Raw genomic sequence first — 18,323 nt, 5'->3', positions numbered from 1 at the left:
CAACTATGAAGAATTTTGTAGTAATAGTGTTGGTTTTATTTCTTTCTATAAGCTGTAAAAAAGAGCTCGTAAAAGAGCCGGCGAAGCTTATTGAAAAAGAGAAAATGATTGATATTATGTATGATTTGTCGCTTTTGGAAGCCATGCGTTATCAAAAACCATTGTCTTTAGATTCTATAGAAAGTGATCCAAGAAAGTTTATTTTGAGAAAATACAAAGTAGACAGTCTTCAGTTTGCTCAGAATAATATGTATTATGCTTCAGATTATGAAACGTATAAAGACATGTTTGATGAAGTTAATAAAAGAATAGCTGTAGATCAAAGGGCAGCAGATTCTCTGGCTAAAATCGATGAAAAAAAAGCAGCTAAAGCGAATAAGAATAAACCAAAAGAATTGAAAGAAGTTTCAAAAGATTCAGTTCGTAAAAACATTCCAAAGATCAATATAGATTCGATTAAAATGGAGCAAATGAAACATAGAAAACAGATTCGTTAAATCTCTTTTTTAATATAATGATGAACATCAGTAAAAACCGTTTTTAGAGCGGTTTTTATTTTTTCATTAGAATATAAATTTTTAGAATAAGATGCTTTTGCGGTTGCCTTGGTAATACTTCTTTTTCTGAAAAATAAAGTCGAGAATATTCCATCACAAATCCATAATATATTCATGAAAAAAGGGGTAGCATGGATGTGTGGTCTTTTGACTTTTAAATGATCTGCAACAGTATTTAGAATATCTTTGAATACAATATTGTCTGCTATGAGTGTGAAACGCTCGTTTGTAATATGACTTTTCATTAATTCAAAAGTAATTCTGGCAACATCATCAACAGTAATAAAACCAGTACTTCCAAGTGTGTAAAACGAAAGACCTTTGGAGACTTTTTGATAAATTTCACTACTTCCCTGTTCAAAAGTAGCCATCATTTTAGGTGGGCCTAAAATGACTCCCGGATTAACAATGATAACTTTTAGACCTTCTTGTTGTCCGCGCCAGACTTCCATTTCTGCACCATATTTAGAAATCGCATAATCGCTGTGTGGTTTTTCAGGATTCCAGTCGGTTTCTTCAGTAATGTATGTTTCGTGTGGTGCAATGTCACCTAAAGCAGCAATAGAACTAATGAAGCAAAATTTTTCAATTTCTTTGGCAATCGAAAAATTAACCATGTTTGCAGTTCCTTCGATATTGGTTTTTCTAAGTTTTTCTTCGTCTTTTGGATCAAATGAAATCAAAGCGGCACAATGATAAACTTGTGTAATATCTATAAAAGCGTTTTCTAATGAAGGGACGTCAATAATATCGGCTTCAAGCCAATTAATCTTTTCAAACAAATCAGTTTTTTTGTAAAAATCAAAAACCGATTTGGTTTTCGCAATGTTGCTTTGACTTCTGTAAATAGCCCGAACATTTTCTCCATTTTCAATTAAATGAAGTAGCAAATGTGCGCCGACTAAACCAGTTCCTCCAGTTACTAATACCATTTTGTAAAGATAGCTTTTTTGGGTTTTGCCACAAAGGCGCTAAGGCGCAAAGTTTTTTATTTCAATAAATTTTGCGCCTTAGTGTCTTCGTGGCAGACTTTTTTGCCATTGCGATTGACATTGATTACATTTGCGCAAATTATTTTAAAAAAATGAAGAATCTAGTTGAAGAATTAAAATGGCGCGGGTTATATCATGATAGTATGCCTGGAACGGAAGAACAATTACTAAAAGAAGCTACCTCTGCGTATATCGGTTTTGATCCAACGGCAGATTCACTGCATATCGGAAGTATGGTTCAGATTATTTTATTGGTTCACTTAAAGAATTTTGGTCACAAACCAATTGCCTTAGTAGGTGGGGCAACTGGAATGATTGGAGATCCTTCTGGTAAATCTGATGAAAGAAACTTGCTTGATGAAGAAGCTTTGGCTAAAAACGTTGCCGGAATCAAAAGCGTTCTGTCTCGTTTCTTAGATTTTAATTCAAACGAAGCAAATGCACCAGTAATGGTAAATAACTACGATTGGATGAAAGAATTCTCTTTTATCGATTTTGCACGTGAAGTTGGAAAACGTATCACTGTAAATTATATGATGGCTAAAGATTCTGTAAAAAAGAGATTTAGTGGAGAAGGAGAGGGAATGTCTTTTACAGAGTTTACCTACCAATTAATTCAGGGTTACGATTTTTATCATTTATACAAAAATAATAACTGCGTTCTTCAAATGGGAGGTTCTGATCAATGGGGTAATATTACCACAGGAACAGAATTAGTGCGCAGAATGGGAGGAGAGAATGCTAAAGCTTACGCCTTGACAACTCCTTTGATTACAAAAGCGGACGGATCTAAATTCGGAAAATCTGAAGGAGGAAATGTTTGGTTAGATGCTGACAAGACTTCGGTTTACAAATTTTACCAATTTTGGGTAAATACAACAGATGTTGATGCAGAGAAATACATTAAAATCTTTACTTTCTTAGATAAAGATGCTATTGATGCTTTAATAGAAGAACATAAAACTGCTCCACATTTAAGAGTTTTACAAAAGAAACTGGCTGAAGAAATTACTGTTTTTGTTCATAACAGAGAAGAATTAGAAAAAGCAATTCAGGCTTCGAATATCTTATTCGGAAATTCAACTGCTGAAGATTTGAAGAAACTGGACGAAGCAACTTTCTTGGAAGTTTTTGACGGAGTGCCACAAGCGGAAATCACAAAAGCTGATTTAGAAAACGGATTGGATATTATTTCTGTCTTAAACGAAAAAACAGGTTTCTTTAAGTCTAACGGAGAAGCAAGAAGAGCTTTAACAGCAAATTCTATTTCGGTTAACAGAGAAAAAATAAAAGAGGATTTTACATTAACAACAAACGATCTAATCAATAATCAGTTTGTGTTATTACAAAGTGGAAAGAAAAATTATTTTGTGATAAGAGTGGTGTAAATAGTTTAACTGTTTAATCGGTTAATTGTTAAATCGATCCATCAGAATCTTTTAAGTTAAATATATAAATCCCAATGTTCGAAAAGAATATTGGGATTTTTTATTGAAGAAAAATCATTCCGTAGGAATGTTTGATTAAAGCATTGAATTAACGATTAACCCACTCTAAAGCACCATCAAATTACAACCGCGAATATCAGAATTATCAAAACGTCCTAATACCTCGAAAGAGTTGTTGGGATTTTTTTTGCCTAAATCCTGCGTTGCGATAAAAGAGCAAGAATTTATATTGGCTAAATCAATAACGTTTATACCGCCGGTTTTTCCATCATTCACATAACTGAGTGCATCTTCCGGATCACGAACCAAAATATTCATCCAGGATGGACATTCGAAAACACCTTCGCCTAACGAATACGCCTGCGCTAAAAGTTCAGTCATTCCATATTCTGAATGAATGGATGAAACGCCAAAACCTTTACATAGGATTTCGTGCAATTCTTCACGAATCATTTCTTTGCGTTTTCCTTTCATTCCTCCGGTTTCCATAATAATGGTATTTTGAAGGTTGAATTGGTGTTTTTCAATTAAATCTAATAAAGCATAAGTAACCCCAATTAAGATTACATTTTGACCTGCTTCATCTAATTCAATAAGCTTTTTGATTAGGTCATCATGATTATGTAAATAAAACCCGCTTTCAGGCTGATTGGAGAGTTTTATTAAATCTTCTACCATGTAAATTAACGAAGAGCCTTCGCGCTCTAAATAAGACGGCAAAAGGGCTAAAACAACGTAATCTTCAATATTGCCGTAAAACTGAGAAAATCCTTTGCGGTAACTTTCCTCATATAGGGAAACATCAGTAACTAAATGTCGGCTGGTAATCATTCCGGTTGTACCGCTGCTTGTAAAAGTCACTTGTGCAGGATCTGTATTTGAAACTACGTCATGACTTTTGAAAAACTGAATGGGTAAAAAAGGAATTTGCTGTAATGATTTTACCTGCTGCGGATTCACTTTTAGATAATCACAAAAATCACGATATACTTTATTATTCTCGTGCTGAAAACGAAACACCTTTAGTGCTGTTTTTTCAAATTGTTTCTGACTCGAAATGGTAAATATATCGCTGGCTGTAATCAAAACTTTTTTTTTGCAAAGATATTATATTTAGTGTTCAGTCACAGTTTTCAGTCGCAGTTTTCGGCAAAGTATATAAACTGAAACCGTCACTGAGACTGCAAACTAAAAAAAGCTCCAAAGGAGCTTTTATCGTATAATGAGTTTTCGTGTTGTTGATGCGTTTTGTTCACTTATTTTGATGATATAAACGCCTGGAGGTAATTCTGAAACATTTAATTCTTTTGTGACTAAATGAGCCTGAAGTACTTTTTTACCTAAGATGTCAAACACAATAATTTCCTTCTCTAAATCGTTTTTAGAAGAGATATATACTTTTCCATTTGTAACAGGGTTAGGGTACAAACTTAGTCCCTCAATAGAAGTAGATTCCTGAGGTTTTGGTAATTGCCTGCTGTCTTGCGCTGAGACGCTTACAGTAAAGAAAAAAGCCAATAAGAAAGTAATATAAAAGTAGTTTTTTGCCATCGCGTGTATTTGGATATCGTAAATATACAAAAAAAAATACAAAAAGTACGCCAAAAATAAATATCCTGAAATTTATGATGTTTTTAACATTATGTTTTTGAAGTTATTAGAAGTCCAAAGTTTGTTAATGACTATTACAAACAAAAAAACACCCTAATAAAATTAGAGTGTTTTTTGAATATTGTTTGTCTTACAAGATTATAGACCTTTTGTCCATCCAGCAGTCCAAGTAGGAATTCCTGATCCGTTTCCTGCTCCAGTTGCAGTTGCAGATTCTGTGAATAATTTAGAAATATCAACAGATCCACCAGCAGTTGTAGCAGTAGCTTTTGATTTAACAGCTACATCTTCGAATTTAACGTTAGTAGCTAATAAGTCAGTTCCAGCGAATGAGATACTTTCGTCGTGTTGAACATCAAAACCAGTTGCCCATCCTTTTAAAACAACATTGTCCAATTTACCTTTAGTACCAACTCTTAATTTTATAGCTTGAGCTTCTCCATTTGTTGAAGCTGTTGTACCAATTAAAGTAATGTTTTTAAGATTTGGGAAAGAAACTGGAGTAGCTTTGTGGTTGTCAGAATTGTTATCTGCTTCGATACCTCTGTTTCCAGCATTTGTTCTGATTCCGTACCAGTTTTCTCCATTACCAATCCATCCTTCAGTCCAATCGAATAAATCATCACCTAATTGAGCTGCTTTGTTAGAAACTACTAAGTGCTTAGCATCTACAGTTCCACCAAACCACTCGAATCCGTCATCTGAACTTTCATAAACCTGAACATAATCAATAGTTGTTCCTTTTCCTACTCCGAAAAATGAAAGACCATTAAATTCTTTAGAAGAGCTATAAGAAAAACCAGGATATTCAATTCTTAAATATTTGATTGATCCAGAGTTGTCATTGTCTTCTGTACCACCGTAAGTTAAATTAGAAACTTCAGCCTGAGCAGTTGTTCCTTTGTTGATACGAGCCTTTCCGCATAATACCAATCCTCCCCAAGCACCAGGCTCCTGCAATTCAGAAGTCATAATTACCGGAGTTGCAGCAGTTCCCTGAACATCAATTTGTCCTCCCTGAGCGACTGCAATATAACGTACTTCTTCTAATTTATCTTTTGCTACTGCTGTAGCCAAAATGGTAACCCCTGGCTTGATAGTTAACTTAGCAGTACTATTAACGATTAATTTACCTGTAAGTTTATAAGTTCCTGATTCTAAAATAACTTCTCCACTTTTAATTTCTCCTTGAAGATTTTCTCTAACCACTACGAAATCTGATTTTGGTCCCTCTGTTTTGTTGTCGTCACTAGAACAAGATGTTGTCAAAGTTGCAAGCGATAATGCCGCTAAACCGAAAATTGTTGAAATTGTTTTTTTCATTACTTTTTTAATTAGTTTGTGTTTATGCAAAGATTAGAACTTAAGACGCAATAAACGTTAAGCCGTTATTACGCGTTTGTTATTTGTATTTTAAAGAAACATTACGCAAATGATAACGCAATGTTTCTTTAATGTTTCCTAGAATTGGTAATTCATGCCCAATCCGAAAGTAACTCCTTTTTTATAGTTAAATACTAGAACGTCTCCACCAGCATTTTCCTGTACTCTTTTAAATTCAGGATTTAAGATGTTTCTGGCACCAAAATCAATACCCAGTTTTTTGTTTAGTTTTGTTTTAAAAACAAAATCTAATGATCCCATAGCTTTATCAACTAGGTTTCCTTTTTCCTGACTTCCAATTGCATAAAGTTTGTCAGAATAGTGATTGTATGATAATGTTGCTATAATACCAGCATCATTTTTCCAGTTTTTAGCATATGATAAGTCTGTATTTAAAATCAAATCTGAAGCGCCGGTAAATCCTGAACTACTATCTGTAAGATTGATGTTTAAGTCAGTCTCATCAATTACTTTCTGTCTGTCAATATCCTGATGAGTTTTCATAAAAGAAGCATTGAATCCAAAAGAAAGTTTGTTTGTCAGTTCTTCATCCAGGTCAAAGATGTTTTTTCTTGCTTCCAGTTCAATTCCGTAAGCATATCCTGTATCTCCAATATTTACCCATGAAATGTCGTTTGAGGCTGATGCGATTATAACTTCATTGATTGGGTCTAAGATATATTTACCAAAAGCAGTAACAGAAAGTAACTCTTCGCTTTTTGGGAACATTTCCCATTTTATATCCAAATTGTAATTTTGAGAAGGATATAAATAAGGGTTACCAATTTTTGATTCCATAACATCTTCGTAAACAAATAATGCACGTTCTTTAAATTGTGGCAAAGTATACGTTTTACTTGCAGCTAAACGAAGATTTTGTTTCTCGTTCAATTCATATTTTAAAACTAAACTTGGTAAAAACTCATTTCTTTCAAAGGTATTGATTCCTCCACCTGCATCAAATTGTGTTCTCCATTCAACAGTCTGTGCAATATTTTCATATCTGATTCCGAAAACCGAACTTAATTTATCTGTTAATTTATATTCTAAGTTTGCAAATCCCGCATGAATATCCTGATTTCCGCTATAAGTTTGTGGAGTCATTCCGGCAAATGAAGTTATTGAGAATGTACCATTATCATAATTTTGCTGATTGAAAAAGGCATCTAAATTATTGGGATCAACTCTTTCTGTCAAACCTGCTTCTGTTATGCGGAAGTTGAATTGTATGGCTTCAAAATCACGTTTTTTGAATTTACCATTATAACCAGCAACAATTTTACCTTTTGAATTTCCATTTTCTGAGTCTCCTAATTTATAGGTGAAAGCCAAATTAGCGGCAATTTCATCTTCTTTTAGGTTTTGAAAATATCTTTGATTGTCTGTGATAGTTGCCTGGGCAAGAGAATAATAATTATCGTCTCTGTAATGGAATAACATATTTTGAATTCTGTCAGGCATGCTTCCTTCAACAGTGTTATAAGAAGCTCCCCAGTTGAAATCAATTTTATCAGTTAATTTATGATTCCCCAGCAACTGATTGATAAAAACTGTATTTTGAGTAAATGTCCCTCTTTGAATGGATAAGTCAGCAGCGGCATTATCATAATCACGATCGCTTCCTAAATAAGTATCTCTGGTTTGTTCAGAAGAATTTACATATAATAGATTGTAGCCAATTTTATGATTTCTGTTTATACGATAGTTAGCATTAAACATACCTGTTGTATTGGTATTATAGCTGTATTTTTGTTGAAAGAATGATTTTTGTTCAGCTGCCTGAGCACTAACTGCTTTCGTTGAACCTTCTCTAAATTCATATCCACTGTTGAAACTTGCTGTACCAAAAAGTGAAATCTTTCCTTCTTCACCAATACGAAATGTTTTACCTGCTTTAATTCCAAATTCTCCGCCAAAAGGTGCTTCTTTTGTTGGATTTAAACTGTTTTCGAAATTATATCCTGATAGTGGATCATTAGGAACACCGTAAGAAACATAGCCTGACTTATTTGGTCCCTGCTGTAACATAAAGTTGTTGGCTTGTCCTAAAGTATTTGTATTTGTTTTTGATCCTAGTGAAATTTCAAGCATACCATCTCCACGATAGTCTTTAGAAATGATATCTACATTTCCTCCAGCAAAATCGCCATAAATTCTTGGGCTGTAAACTTTGTCTATTGAAATATATTCAACAATATCTGTTGAGAAAATATCTAAAGCAATATTTTTTCGCTCAGGATCGCTAGAAGGAATTGGTAATCCATTCATAGAAGTTGAGTTGTAACGGTCACCTAGTCCTCGAACAAAAATGTTGCTGTTGCCTTCTTGTTTAGAAACACCGGCTGTTTTTACAACAGCAGCAGCGACATCTCCAACTCCTTTTCTGGAAAGTTCCTGCGCGCCGATAGTTTGCTTAATATCTACAGCGTTTTTTTGTTCTAAAAGTAAAGCAGTTTCTTTTTGTTTACTTACAGCTGCCGCTTGAACTACGACATCTTTTAGAGTATAACTTCCAGAAGAAAGAGCCTGATTTACCACTACAGTTTCGCTTCCTTTAATAGCAACTGGAGCTTCTACAGATTCATATCCTAAAAAGCTAAAAACAAGAGTATAGTTTCCTGGATTTACGCTCAAAGAATATTTTCCGTCAACGTCGGTGTTTACGCTAATATTTGTACCTTTAATTAAAACATTAGCAAATGGTAACGGATCATTGTTCATATCCTTGTCGGTTAGAACTCCAGAAATCGTACCTTTGTTTTGCGCGATTGAAACCGTGCAGATAAATAATGCGATAAATAGAAATCTTAAATTGAATTTCATTGTTCAGTGTTGTGTTAATTTATTTTGGTGCAAAGAAAGAACCGCACCGTGAAGTCGATGTTACCAACTTGTTATGATTTTGTGTACTTAAGATTATCAAATTGTTACCAGATTAAATTACCGTTAACACCAATTTTTAAAGGTTCTTTTGTTAGTATATTTACCCCGTGAAATAAAAAACATCGGATAAATAATTAAAAAGATTTGATGTAAAAATCTCAATTTTTGCTATTTATGAAAAAAACACAAACTAAGATTTTATTAGTTGACGACGAACCAGATATCTTAGAAATCGTTGGCTATAACCTAGCTCAGGAAGGCTATCAAATTGTTACTGCTTCTAATGGAAAAGATGCTATAGCTAAAGCTCAGAAAGAATTGCCGGAATTAATTATTATGGACGTGATGATGGCGGAAATGGACGGAATGGAAGCTTGCGAGCATATTAGAAAAATTCCTGAACTAAATAATGTTATCATAACATTCCTTACGGCAAGAAGTGAAGATTATTCTCAAGTGGCTGGTTTTGATGCTGGTGCTGATGACTATATTACAAAGCCTATTAAACCAAAATTATTGGTATCTAAAGTAAAGGCGCTGTTAAGAAGGTTAAAAGAACAAGAAGTGGTTACTGATACATTAAATGTAGGAGGAATCGAGATTAACCGTGAAGAATACAAAATTATAAAAGGCAATGTAGAAATTGCTTTGCCAAGAAAAGAATTCGAATTATTTTATTTGTTGGCTTCAAAACCGGGAAAAGTTTTCAAAAGAGACGAAATCCTGGATAAAGTTTGGGGTAATGAAGTGGTAGTTGGAGGAAGAACAATTGATGTTCACATTAGAAAACTACGCGAAAAAATAGGAGAAGATCTTTTTAAAACCATAAAAGGAGTTGGTTATAAATTTGAAGTTTAGATTTTAAGATACTGAGATTCTGAGATACTAAGTTGTTAAGTGATTTTAGAATTTTTGTAAAGATTTAAAACCATCCAAATTCTTTTAATAATATTCAATACATTTAAACCATATAAGGAGCTGAAGTTTACGTGACTTCAGTTTTTTATATGGTTTTTGAGTTACACTTAATTTCTCTTAATCTCTTAATGGTTAAAATTATCAATGAAAATTAATTTTAAAAAAACATACAAATTCGCCATAAAATCGGCATTGTATATTAGTCTCTTTACAACGGCATTTGTACTGATGTTAATGTCATTATTTTATAAAAATCAATTAAAACATCAGGTTGCGTTTGGGATAATTTTCATTATTGTCATTTATATTTTTTCGTTCCTTGTTTTGCAATATCGTGTAGAACGTTTTATTTATCGAAGAGTAAAGAAAATATACGATGAGGTTTCGTTGTTAGAATCCACAACTTTAATCAATCAGCCGATTAATACGGATATGGAAACGCTTTCACGTGAAGTGAAAAAGTTTGCAACTGATAAAAAGCTGGAAATCGAAATGTTAGAAATTCGTGAACAATACAGAAGAGAGTTTTTAGGAAACGTTTCGCACGAATTAAAAACACCATTATTTACTGTTCAGGGTTATGTCTCCACTTTGTTGGATGGAGCAATGGACGATAAAAATATCAGAAAAAAATATTTAAAACGTGCCGAAAAAGGAGTGGAGCGTTTGATTTATATAGTAGAAGATCTGGATATGATTACCAAACTGGAATCAGGTGATTTAGATTTAAATATGACTGATTTTGATATCGTTGAGCTGATTCAGAATGTTTTTGATTTATTGGAAATGAAAGCCGATAAAAAGAAGATTAAACTGGCTTTTGAAAGCAAAAATGTTCAGTCAGTCATAATTCGCGGAGATCAGGACAGAATTCAGCAGGTTTTAGAAAACCTGATTGTCAATTCTATTAAATATGGAAAAGAAGGTGGATTAACTGAGGTTGGCGTTGTCAATTTGACGAAGAAAAAAGTCTTAATTCGTATTAGTGATAATGGAGAAGGAGTTGAAAAACAAAACATTCCAAGACTTTTTGAACGTTTCTATCGCGTTGACAAAAGCGGAACCCGTTCTGAAGGCGGTTCTGGTTTAGGTTTGGCGATTGTAAAGCATATTATTGAAGCACATAAAGAGAAAGTTTATGTAGAAAGTGAGTTCGGAATTGGTTCAGAATTCTCTTTTACACTCGAAAAAGCATTCAAAAATCAAAAAGCGGATGTTAAAAAATAGTAACGTCATTTTTGCTGGGAGCCCTAAAACAAAGGGTTTTAACAATAAATAAACATATCGATTTGGTCGATAACATTAAATTTTTATTATAGTAACATCTGGTTAATGATTTCTTAACATAGGTGCTCCATCTTTGCATCCTGAAATTAAGGGATTTAGAGAACTAATGATAAAAAGAAACCTGTTAGCCGTTTTATTGCTGTTAACCTTTGCTGCCAATGCGCAGGAGCCAAATAAACAAGAATTAAATAAAAAGGATGTAAAAAACGAAGTAATGCGTATTTTAGATTCTATCAACAAAGCAAAACTTCCGGATACTAAATCTGGGGGAGGAATTGAAGAACATTGGTATGACAGGATCTCTTTAAGAGGTTATGCGCAAATTCGATACAATGGTCTGTTTTCTACAAATGATAAAGTTTCCTGTGATCAGTGCGATAAATCCTGGGGAACAACTTCTACCGCTGCGGATGCAAAAGCAAATAACGGACTTTTTATTCGCCGTGCCCGTTTAGTGTTTTCAGGACAGGTTCATCCAAATGTGTTTTTCTATTTCCAGCCGGACTTTGCCAGTTCGCCAAGTACCGGAATTCAGAATTTCGTTCAAATCAGAGACTTGTATTTTGATCTTTCTTTCGATAAGAAAAAAGAATATCGTGTTCGTGTAGGACAGAGTAAAATTCCATACGGATTTGAAAATATGCAGTCCAGTTCACAGCGTTTAAGTTTAGATCGTGCCGATGCAATTAACAGTTCTATAGCAAATGAGCGTGATTTAGGAATCTTCTTTTATTGGGCTCCGGCCGAAATAAGAAAACGTTTTGAAATGCTGGTTAGAGACGGATATAAAGGTTCAGGCGATTTTGGTGTATTTGCTTTTGGAGTTTACAACGGACAGATCGCCAATAAAATGGATGGAAACAGAGATCTAAATGTGGTTACGAGAGTAACTTATCCATTTGTAATTGGAAGCCAGATTATCGAACCGGGAATCCAGGCTTATACAGGAAAATGGGCTTTTACCGGAGAAATTTCCTCAGGGGTTATTGTAAACGATCCGCAGTATGTAAAAGATCAAAGAGTAGGAGCAACATTTGTTTTATATCCAAGACCTTTCGGAATTCAGACAGAATACAATATCGGGAAAGGACCGAGATACAATACAGCTACAAATACAGTAGATGAAACAGATCTAAATGGAGGTTATGTTTTGTTAAATTATAAATGGGATATTAAAAAACAGCATATTTATCCTTTCGTTAAATTTCAATATTATGACGGAGGAAAAAAATATGAGAAAGATGCCAGAAGCTATGTTGTAAGAGATTATGAGATTGGTGTTGAATGGCAACCCATTAAAGCTTTTGAGTTAACAGCACAATATGTAATTGCTGACAGAACTTTTGAAGACAGTGCACTTCCAATAAACAGACAACAAGGAAATGTTTTAAGATTGCAAGCGCAGTTTAACTTCTAAAAAAGGAAAAAATAAAATCTGTATTTATCTAAGCTTTTACAAAAGCACGGATAAATACAGATTTTTTATTGTTGAGAATTATTTTCGAAAACAGCAAATAACGAATCCCAGTCGATATCATTTTTAAATTGGGATAATCCTTTAAAAGACTTTACTTTTGATAAATCTTCAATAGTAAAATCGTCTTGCATGGCATAAGGCACAAGATTTTCTTCCTGAAGTTTTATGGCCAGATATTCCTGCTCATATTGCCCCGGAGTTGGAATAAAAAAAGCTTTTTTACCCAATTTCGCTAAATCCATTACAGTGGTGTAACCCGAGCGGCAAAGAACAAATTCACTTTCGTTAAAAGTTTGTTCCAGTTGTTTCGAATTCATAAAGTTATAATAAGTCACATTTCCTGCTTGCCACTTTTCCTGAGATTTATCTACAATTCCTTGCACAAAAACCACTTTTCCCGGATATTTTGCCGCTTCTTTCTGCAGTTTTTCGTCCAGGAAAGTACGCTGCGGTTCCGGTCCGGATAATATAATCATAAGATCATATATTTTAGGAGTATCTTTTTTTCGCATGCGACTTAGCGGACCGATATATTTTAAATTTAGTTCTTCTGATTTAACATGACCTAAATCTCCTGTAAGATTCACTTCTTCGTTAGTATCCGGAACCCAGCATTCGGTATACTTTTTTATGATTTTCTGATGACATTTACTGGTAAACCAAGTTGTATTTCCTGTCATTACATTCAATTGATGTGTCATAAAAACTGATGGCACTTTTTTACTGAAAACGCCTAGTCTGTTGTCTGAAATGATACCATCAATACCATGTTTTTTAATCCAGGTATTAACGATTTTTTTCTCATCCAAAATGGCAGTAATCATCTTTGGAAGATTTTTAATCATCTTCCATTTAAAATTTTTTCCATTCTTTGCATACTCAATATGATAAGAAGGAAGTTCTAAAGTTTGTATGTAAGGAAATTCTTTTCTTAATAAAGCAAGCGCAACACCATCTGAGGCAATAATCGGAATGTAATTATTCTCCTGAAGCGCTTTTATGATAGGAATACAACGAGTTGCATGGCCAAGTCCCCAATTTAATGGAGCAACTAAAATAGTTTTATTCGCAGAATAATCAATGCTCATTTTTAATGCTTTTTAAAAACGAAGATAAAGAAATATGTTTTCCATGCTATTTCGAGGGTATTACTAAATTATTAACTCTATATTCTCACAAACACTAGGGATTTACAGGGGTGTTTCAAAAATAATTTTATTTCACTAAATAAGATTATCTCTATGTTAAGTAATTTTCGATTTTTAGAAATGACCTTAATAAGGAACTTTGTAAGTTTAGTTATAATATAAAAAAAAAACAGGTTGTCTGGAAAAGGATAATTTCTTCTATCAAGTGAGGTATTTATAAAAGTCTTCTAACCAGTAATACCCTAGCGGGGGAAAATATTTATAGAATTACAATAAGACAAATAAAAAAGCTCCAGCGGAGCGATATATTTGAATTGTGAAAAAAATATGTCGCTCCGCTGGAGCTTTATATTGTAAACATATATTGTTTCTATAAATATTACGCTTCTCCGAAGCTTACAAAAAAAGGAACTGTCTTTTTCGAGCAGCTCCTTTTGAATTTATTCTTAGCAATGCTTAGAATCTAAGTTATCTCAGAACCTTAGCATCTTAGTATCTTAGTATCTCAGCATCTTAAAATTAATCCTGAATATACGTTTTATTACCATTTTTGTTGATATAGTATTTTCCGCCTCTTGGACCTGTATATACTTTCTTACCATTGTATTCACCAGTCACTTTATCTGGAACAGACGGTGCTTTTTCGTTTGTTTCTTTTAAAGTTTTTGTTGCAGATTTTTTAGCAGCTGTGGCATCTTTCTTTGCGTTATCAGCTTTTGCCGTTGTTTTTTTAGCATCGGCTTTAGCTTTGTCTGCTGTACTTTTAGCTTTGTCAGATGCAGCTGTTGCTTTTTTAGCATCAGCTTTTGCTTTGGCTGCTTCTTTATCGGCAGTTTTTTTGGCTGCATCAGCAGATTCTTTCTTTGCTTTAGATGAAGCTGCTTTGGCATCATCTGCTGCTTTTTTAGATTTCGTTGCTTCTTTTTTTGCATCAGCCGAAGCTTTATCTGCACTTGCTTTTGCTTTTTTTGCTGAAGCTTCTGTTTTGCTTTTCGCCGCTTTCGTAGTTGTTTCCTGGGCGTAGAAATTGGAAGAGAAAACAACTAATAAACAGAATAATACTAATTTTTTCATAAGGTTATACGTTTAAATTTCAATTAAAATTAAACAATTTTTTCTCTCCTTTTTCGCAGTGCATTAAAAATATGCACGAAGCTGAATATTGCCCGTATGAATCGTATTTCCCGTTTCGCTTTTGCGTCCCAGATAGTTTAAATTAACATCTAAAAAAGTTGTAATGTTCTTTTGCAAAAGCAGTTTCCAAACTAAATTGGATCCTGCCTGAAGTCCTTCCAGCATTTGGAAACCAACAGATGAAAATTCATTTCCATTAAATTTATTTTCATAAAAAGAAAATTCGCCATTTACCGTAACTTTCTTTTCGCCGGCATATGAAAATGAAGTTCCGATTCGGTTTTGTTTTAAAGTTTCAAAATTTCCTATTTGATTTTTCTTGTTCTGCAGTTCATAAAAGAAATCCAGTTTGGTGTTTTTAGAAAACAAATAACTGATTTTTGGCGCCAATTGCCAGCCGTCGATATCATAATTTTTTTCATCAAAATCTTCTGAAACTAAATCAGTTTTAATGGTTTTAGTAAAGAGATTAAATAACCAGCTTTTTTGATACAAATGCGTATATTGAATTTGGTGAGAATAATTACGGACATTTTGTGATCCAATAGAAAGAAGACTTTTTCCTTTATTAACAAGATAAGAATAGGTAACCGAATGTTTTTGACGGCCTCGGTTGTAAAATAAGCTGTTTCTGAAACTAGAATTCAACCCTAAAATATTTTCTTCTGAAGAATTAAACGGATTCAATTCTAGTTTTTCTCCTTCGCTTTTTACTTTTCTATCCATTATAAACGAAGTCTGATTATAGAAATAAGATAATAATTTTTTAAATCCTTTTTCATTCTGCCATTGCAATGGATTCAAAGTCAAAGATTGAGAAAACTTATTCTGATTGGTTTTGATGTAAATTTGATTCGGAAGAAAAATCCTCACATATTTGGCCTGATCCTGAAAAATGGCGATTTCAAATTCCTGCAATTCCTGAATTCCGTTGCCGTTGTAATCATTCCATGTATAAACTCCTTGTCCCGTTGGCACTTCGACATACGTAAATTCCTGCTGTGCAATAGTTCCGGAACTGGTTTCATAAGTAGTTCCAATCTGCATTAATTGGTTAAAGAAACGATCATTATATAAAACTCTCGAATTTAAGGAAGGCTCATTACTTCTTGTATTATCGGTAAAATCCAAATTTCGATAACTCGCATAAACCGCCAAATCGGTTGTTTTGTTTTGAATTAATTTCGACTTCAAATAATAGGTCTGCGAATTGTTAACGTGTTGTAACAATCCATTTTGTAAACTATCATTTCGTCTTTGCAGATAACCAATTTCTACAAAAACTTTGGTGCTGTCGCCTCTTCCTGTAAACACACCATATTCTGAGAATCTTTGGCTTAAAGCAGAAAACTGATTGGTAATTTTATCTTTTTCCTGATTGTCTTCTAGCTGCATACTTCCACCAACCCAGTTTTTGCCAAAATGATATTTCGCTCTGGTTTGGTTTCGAATGAATTTTGAAGTCGAAGCCGTAGCATCCGAATTTAGAAAGCTTCCATTATTTTCGATTGTCCATTTTTTTATTTTGAATAAAGCCGAAGTCGTATGTCTGGATCCTGCATAACTTTCACTAAAATCAAGCTTCTCAAATTGATAAGTGACCAAGCCGATATTTGAAGTTTTCTTTTCAGAAAATAAATTAAAATTGAAACCCGTAACCAAAAGACTCTGATTGCCCAAAAGTGTTCCCGTTAAATTCCAGTCACGATTAAATTCTATATTGTATAAGCGTTCAATTGACTTGAAATCTTGCTGTACATATTGGTAATTAGCAAAAGCATCTAAACTCCAGCTTCGGGAAAAAAGACGTTTTTTCAGATTGGTTTTAAAAGCAATTCCTTCGTTATTCGAATCGTCAATTCCGGAAAATAAATTTTGATCGTTATTGCTGACAGCCAATTCAAAATCAACCAAAGTTTTCTCGTTCGGATTATACTTTCCTAAAAAAGTAGCAACCTGAAGTTTCATTGGAGCAACAAGTTGCACAATGGGTTCATAATTTCCTTGTAAAATACCATTTATAGGTTCTACATATTGATAAATACGTTCTACCGAATTGTTGTTTTGAATGATATAATTTCCTGCATTGGCGCCAACCAGGCTAAATCTCACATTGTATAAAACATCTTGCGGATTGTTCGAATATTCATAAGCTTCAACCGAATTTACAAGAATCTTTTTATATAGAATTTTGTTGTCGGCATATTTATCTTCGTAAGCAGATGGTGCTTTCATTAAATTAATATCATCTCCTGCCTGACTTAAAATCTGAACTTGTTCTGGAGAAAGATTTTGCTGTAACGGCTGATTTTTCATATCGTTTTCAGAATACAAATAACCGCCAAAACTCCATTTATTGTTTTCATGCGTCGCGCCGGCATACGTTACCAGACGATTGTAATTTCGTTCAGAATATTGGTATTCGACATTAATTCTCATTTCTGAAGTTATGGTAAAAAGCGAAGTAAATACAATTTCTCCTGCATTATAATCTATTACATAATCGTTGTTTTCACCGCGTTTCAATAAAACGCCATTTACATACACTCGCTCAGAACCTGAAATTACGAGAACATACAATTCGCCGTTTTGTCCTTTCAATTTGTATGGACCCTGATTTCCTTCCTGACCTGTAAAAGTACTTTTGGCATATTGTCCTTTTACAAAAGCTACAGAAGCAAAGACATTGGTCTTGCTTTTTTCGGTGTCAAAATCAAAACTTGCCGAAAGTCCCTGTACTTTTTTATTAAAATTCATGAACTGGGTTTTCCTGTTTTCTAAAAAGACATCGCCTGCGCGAATACTCCAGTCCTCACTGAAAAGTTCCATGAAAATATTATCAAACTGATCCAGTTTTTGCGAATAGCCGCCATCCTGCAACGGAATATTATTGTCCTGAAGAGAAGCTCGTAAACTGACTTTATCTGAAATTTTACCGGTAATCTGTAAGTCCAAATTAGAATTTAAAACCGTACTCTGATTGTTCCCAATTGTAATGCCTCGCGTAATGCTTCCGGAAGTATTTAATCCGTCAAAAGGAGTTACTTTTTTTGCGTTGGAGTTATTGTCTATTCGATACAGTTTTTCGGTTCCAACATCGCTGTTTACGATTTGATCCGAATTATAAAGACTATATTCTTTAGTTAAGAAATCTGGATATTTGAGGTAATTGACAATTAAAGTATCAGAAGCAGATGGAAAATTTTCCTTTAAAAGTAAAAAGCCTTTTTGGAAATCTATTTTATAAAAAGATGAATCTATAGGTTCTTTTTTAGTGTTTAAGAGCTGAAAGAAACCAGAATTAATACTGACATTTTCAATCCGAATAGTGTCTTTTGTCGGTACTATTTTTTTGGTTTTGTATAACGATTCAGTTTCCTGAGCCTGAAGGGCAGAAAACCAAATGAAAACCGTCAAAAACAGTAATTTTTTCAACATAATACCTTAACTCTAAAAAGCCAAAAGTAGTATTTATAATTGGGAAA

The 18,323-nt window shown here is 33.6% G+C and carries 13 protein-coding genes; 5 read left to right on the top strand and 8 right to left on the bottom strand.

Annotation, left to right across the window (positions count from 1 at the left end; all coding sequences use genetic code 11):
* The first annotated feature begins 5 nt into the window (after positions 1–5).
* Positions 6–497 carry a DUF4296 domain-containing protein gene (locus ACFS3A_RS12790; protein ID WP_379825943.1) on the top strand — a complete coding sequence of 164 codons (492 nt, stop codon included), beginning with the start codon at positions 6–8 and terminating at the stop codon, positions 495–497.
* Here the strand turns inward: ACFS3A_RS12790 and ACFS3A_RS12785 are convergent.
* Positions 494–1,489: an NAD-dependent epimerase/dehydratase family protein gene (locus tag ACFS3A_RS12785; RefSeq protein WP_379825942.1), complete on the bottom strand. Its 996-nt coding sequence runs from the start codon at positions 1,487–1,489 to the stop codon at positions 494–496. The genes ACFS3A_RS12790 and ACFS3A_RS12785 overlap by 4 nt on opposite strands.
* Before the next feature lie 152 nt (positions 1,490–1,641).
* On the opposite strand from ACFS3A_RS12785, the gene tyrS reads away from it, so the two are divergent.
* Complete coding sequence (gene tyrS, locus ACFS3A_RS12780) at positions 1,642–2,937, top strand: tyrosine--tRNA ligase (RefSeq protein ID WP_379825941.1); 1,296 nt, start codon at positions 1,642–1,644, stop codon at positions 2,935–2,937.
* A gap of 165 nt (positions 2,938–3,102) precedes the next feature.
* Here tyrS and ACFS3A_RS12775 read toward each other — a convergent pair whose 3' ends face one another.
* The 4 genes from ACFS3A_RS12775 to ACFS3A_RS12760 all read right to left on the bottom strand — a co-directional run bounded on the left by ACFS3A_RS12775 (position 3,103) and on the right by ACFS3A_RS12760 (position 8,814).
* The gene (locus tag ACFS3A_RS12775; RefSeq protein ID WP_379825940.1) at positions 3,103–4,083 is read right to left on the bottom strand and encodes a LuxE/PaaK family acyltransferase; all 981 of its coding nucleotides are present in this window, start codon (positions 4,081–4,083) and stop codon (positions 3,103–3,105) included.
* A gap of 126 nt (positions 4,084–4,209) precedes the next feature.
* Positions 4,210–4,548, bottom strand: a complete 339-nt coding sequence (locus ACFS3A_RS12770; protein ID WP_379825939.1) for a T9SS type A sorting domain-containing protein — start codon at positions 4,546–4,548, stop codon at positions 4,210–4,212.
* 198 nt (positions 4,549–4,746) lie between these two features.
* Positions 4,747–5,931 (bottom strand): hypothetical protein, encoded by a 1,185-nt coding sequence (locus ACFS3A_RS12765; RefSeq protein ID WP_379825938.1) that lies wholly within the window; start codon positions 5,929–5,931, stop codon positions 4,747–4,749.
* A gap of 138 nt (positions 5,932–6,069) precedes the next feature.
* On the bottom strand, positions 6,070–8,814 hold the full coding sequence (locus tag ACFS3A_RS12760) for a TonB-dependent receptor (RefSeq protein WP_379825937.1): 2,745 nt from the start codon (positions 8,812–8,814) through the stop codon (positions 6,070–6,072).
* Positions 8,815–9,048: 234 nt separating this feature from the next.
* Here ACFS3A_RS12760 and ACFS3A_RS12755 point away from each other — a divergent pair, with 234 nt between their 5' ends.
* The 3 genes from ACFS3A_RS12755 (at position 9,049) to ACFS3A_RS12745 (ending at position 12,496) form a co-directional block, all read left to right on the top strand.
* The gene (locus tag ACFS3A_RS12755; protein WP_008465097.1) at positions 9,049–9,732 is read left to right on the top strand and encodes a response regulator transcription factor; all 684 of its coding nucleotides are present in this window, start codon (positions 9,049–9,051) and stop codon (positions 9,730–9,732) included.
* A 204-nt stretch (positions 9,733–9,936) separates the two neighbouring features.
* Positions 9,937–11,019, top strand: a complete 1,083-nt coding sequence (locus ACFS3A_RS12750; RefSeq protein ID WP_379825936.1) for a sensor histidine kinase — start codon at positions 9,937–9,939, stop codon at positions 11,017–11,019.
* Between the two features lie 166 nt (positions 11,020–11,185).
* Positions 11,186–12,496 carry a porin gene (locus tag ACFS3A_RS12745; RefSeq protein ID WP_379825935.1) on the top strand — a complete coding sequence of 437 codons (1,311 nt, stop codon included), beginning with the start codon at positions 11,186–11,188 and terminating at the stop codon, positions 12,494–12,496.
* Between the two features lie 65 nt (positions 12,497–12,561).
* Here ACFS3A_RS12745 and ACFS3A_RS12740 read toward each other — a convergent pair whose 3' ends face one another.
* The 3 genes from ACFS3A_RS12740 to ACFS3A_RS12730 form a co-directional block, all read right to left on the bottom strand.
* Positions 12,562–13,644 (bottom strand): glycosyltransferase, encoded by a 1,083-nt coding sequence (locus tag ACFS3A_RS12740; RefSeq protein WP_379825934.1) that lies wholly within the window; start codon positions 13,642–13,644, stop codon positions 12,562–12,564.
* Between the two features lie 579 nt (positions 13,645–14,223).
* Positions 14,224–14,778, bottom strand: coding sequence for a hypothetical protein (locus ACFS3A_RS12735; RefSeq protein WP_379825933.1), 555 nt, complete (start codon positions 14,776–14,778; stop codon positions 14,224–14,226).
* 63 nt (positions 14,779–14,841) lie between these two features.
* On the bottom strand, positions 14,842–18,276 hold the full coding sequence (locus tag ACFS3A_RS12730) for a hypothetical protein (RefSeq protein ID WP_379825931.1): 3,435 nt from the start codon (positions 18,274–18,276) through the stop codon (positions 14,842–14,844).
* Positions 18,277–18,323 lie beyond the last annotated feature (47 nt).

It is taken from the genome of Flavobacterium notoginsengisoli (assembly GCF_042686225.1).
Lineage (GTDB): Bacteria > Bacteroidota > Bacteroidia > Flavobacteriales > Flavobacteriaceae > Flavobacterium > Flavobacterium notoginsengisoli.
Note: the sequence above shows the minus strand (reverse complement) of the source record. Positions and strands in the feature narration are given on the sequence as shown.

Excerpts from the sequence above, each read along its gene's own strand:
- ACFS3A_RS12765 (WP_379825938.1), bottom strand. The coding sequence starts at position 5,931 with ATGAAAAAAACAATTTCAACAATTTTCGGTTTAGCGGCATTATCGCTT.
- ACFS3A_RS12730 (WP_379825931.1), bottom strand. The coding sequence starts at position 18,276 with ATGTTGAAAAAATTACTGTTTTTGACGGTTTTCATTTGGTTTTCTGCC.
- ACFS3A_RS12760 (WP_379825937.1), bottom strand. The coding sequence starts at position 8,814 with ATGAAATTCAATTTAAGATTTCTATTTATCGCATTATTTATCTGCACG.
- ACFS3A_RS12770 (WP_379825939.1), bottom strand. The coding sequence starts at position 4,548 with ATGGCAAAAAACTACTTTTATATTACTTTCTTATTGGCTTTTTTCTTT.
- ACFS3A_RS12750 (WP_379825936.1), top strand. The coding sequence starts at position 9,937 with ATGAAAATTAATTTTAAAAAAACATACAAATTCGCCATAAAATCGGCA.
- ACFS3A_RS12755 (WP_008465097.1), top strand. The coding sequence starts at position 9,049 with ATGAAAAAAACACAAACTAAGATTTTATTAGTTGACGACGAACCAGAT.
- tyrS (WP_379825941.1), top strand. The coding sequence starts at position 1,642 with ATGAAGAATCTAGTTGAAGAATTAAAATGGCGCGGGTTATATCATGAT.
- ACFS3A_RS12740 (WP_379825934.1), bottom strand. The coding sequence starts at position 13,644 with ATGAGCATTGATTATTCTGCGAATAAAACTATTTTAGTTGCTCCATTA.
- ACFS3A_RS12735 (WP_379825933.1), bottom strand. The coding sequence starts at position 14,778 with ATGAAAAAATTAGTATTATTCTGTTTATTAGTTGTTTTCTCTTCCAAT.
- ACFS3A_RS12785 (WP_379825942.1), bottom strand. The coding sequence starts at position 1,489 with ATGGTATTAGTAACTGGAGGAACTGGTTTAGTCGGCGCACATTTGCTA.
- ACFS3A_RS12745 (WP_379825935.1), top strand. The coding sequence starts at position 11,186 with ATGATAAAAAGAAACCTGTTAGCCGTTTTATTGCTGTTAACCTTTGCT.
- ACFS3A_RS12790 (WP_379825943.1), top strand. The coding sequence starts at position 6 with ATGAAGAATTTTGTAGTAATAGTGTTGGTTTTATTTCTTTCTATAAGC.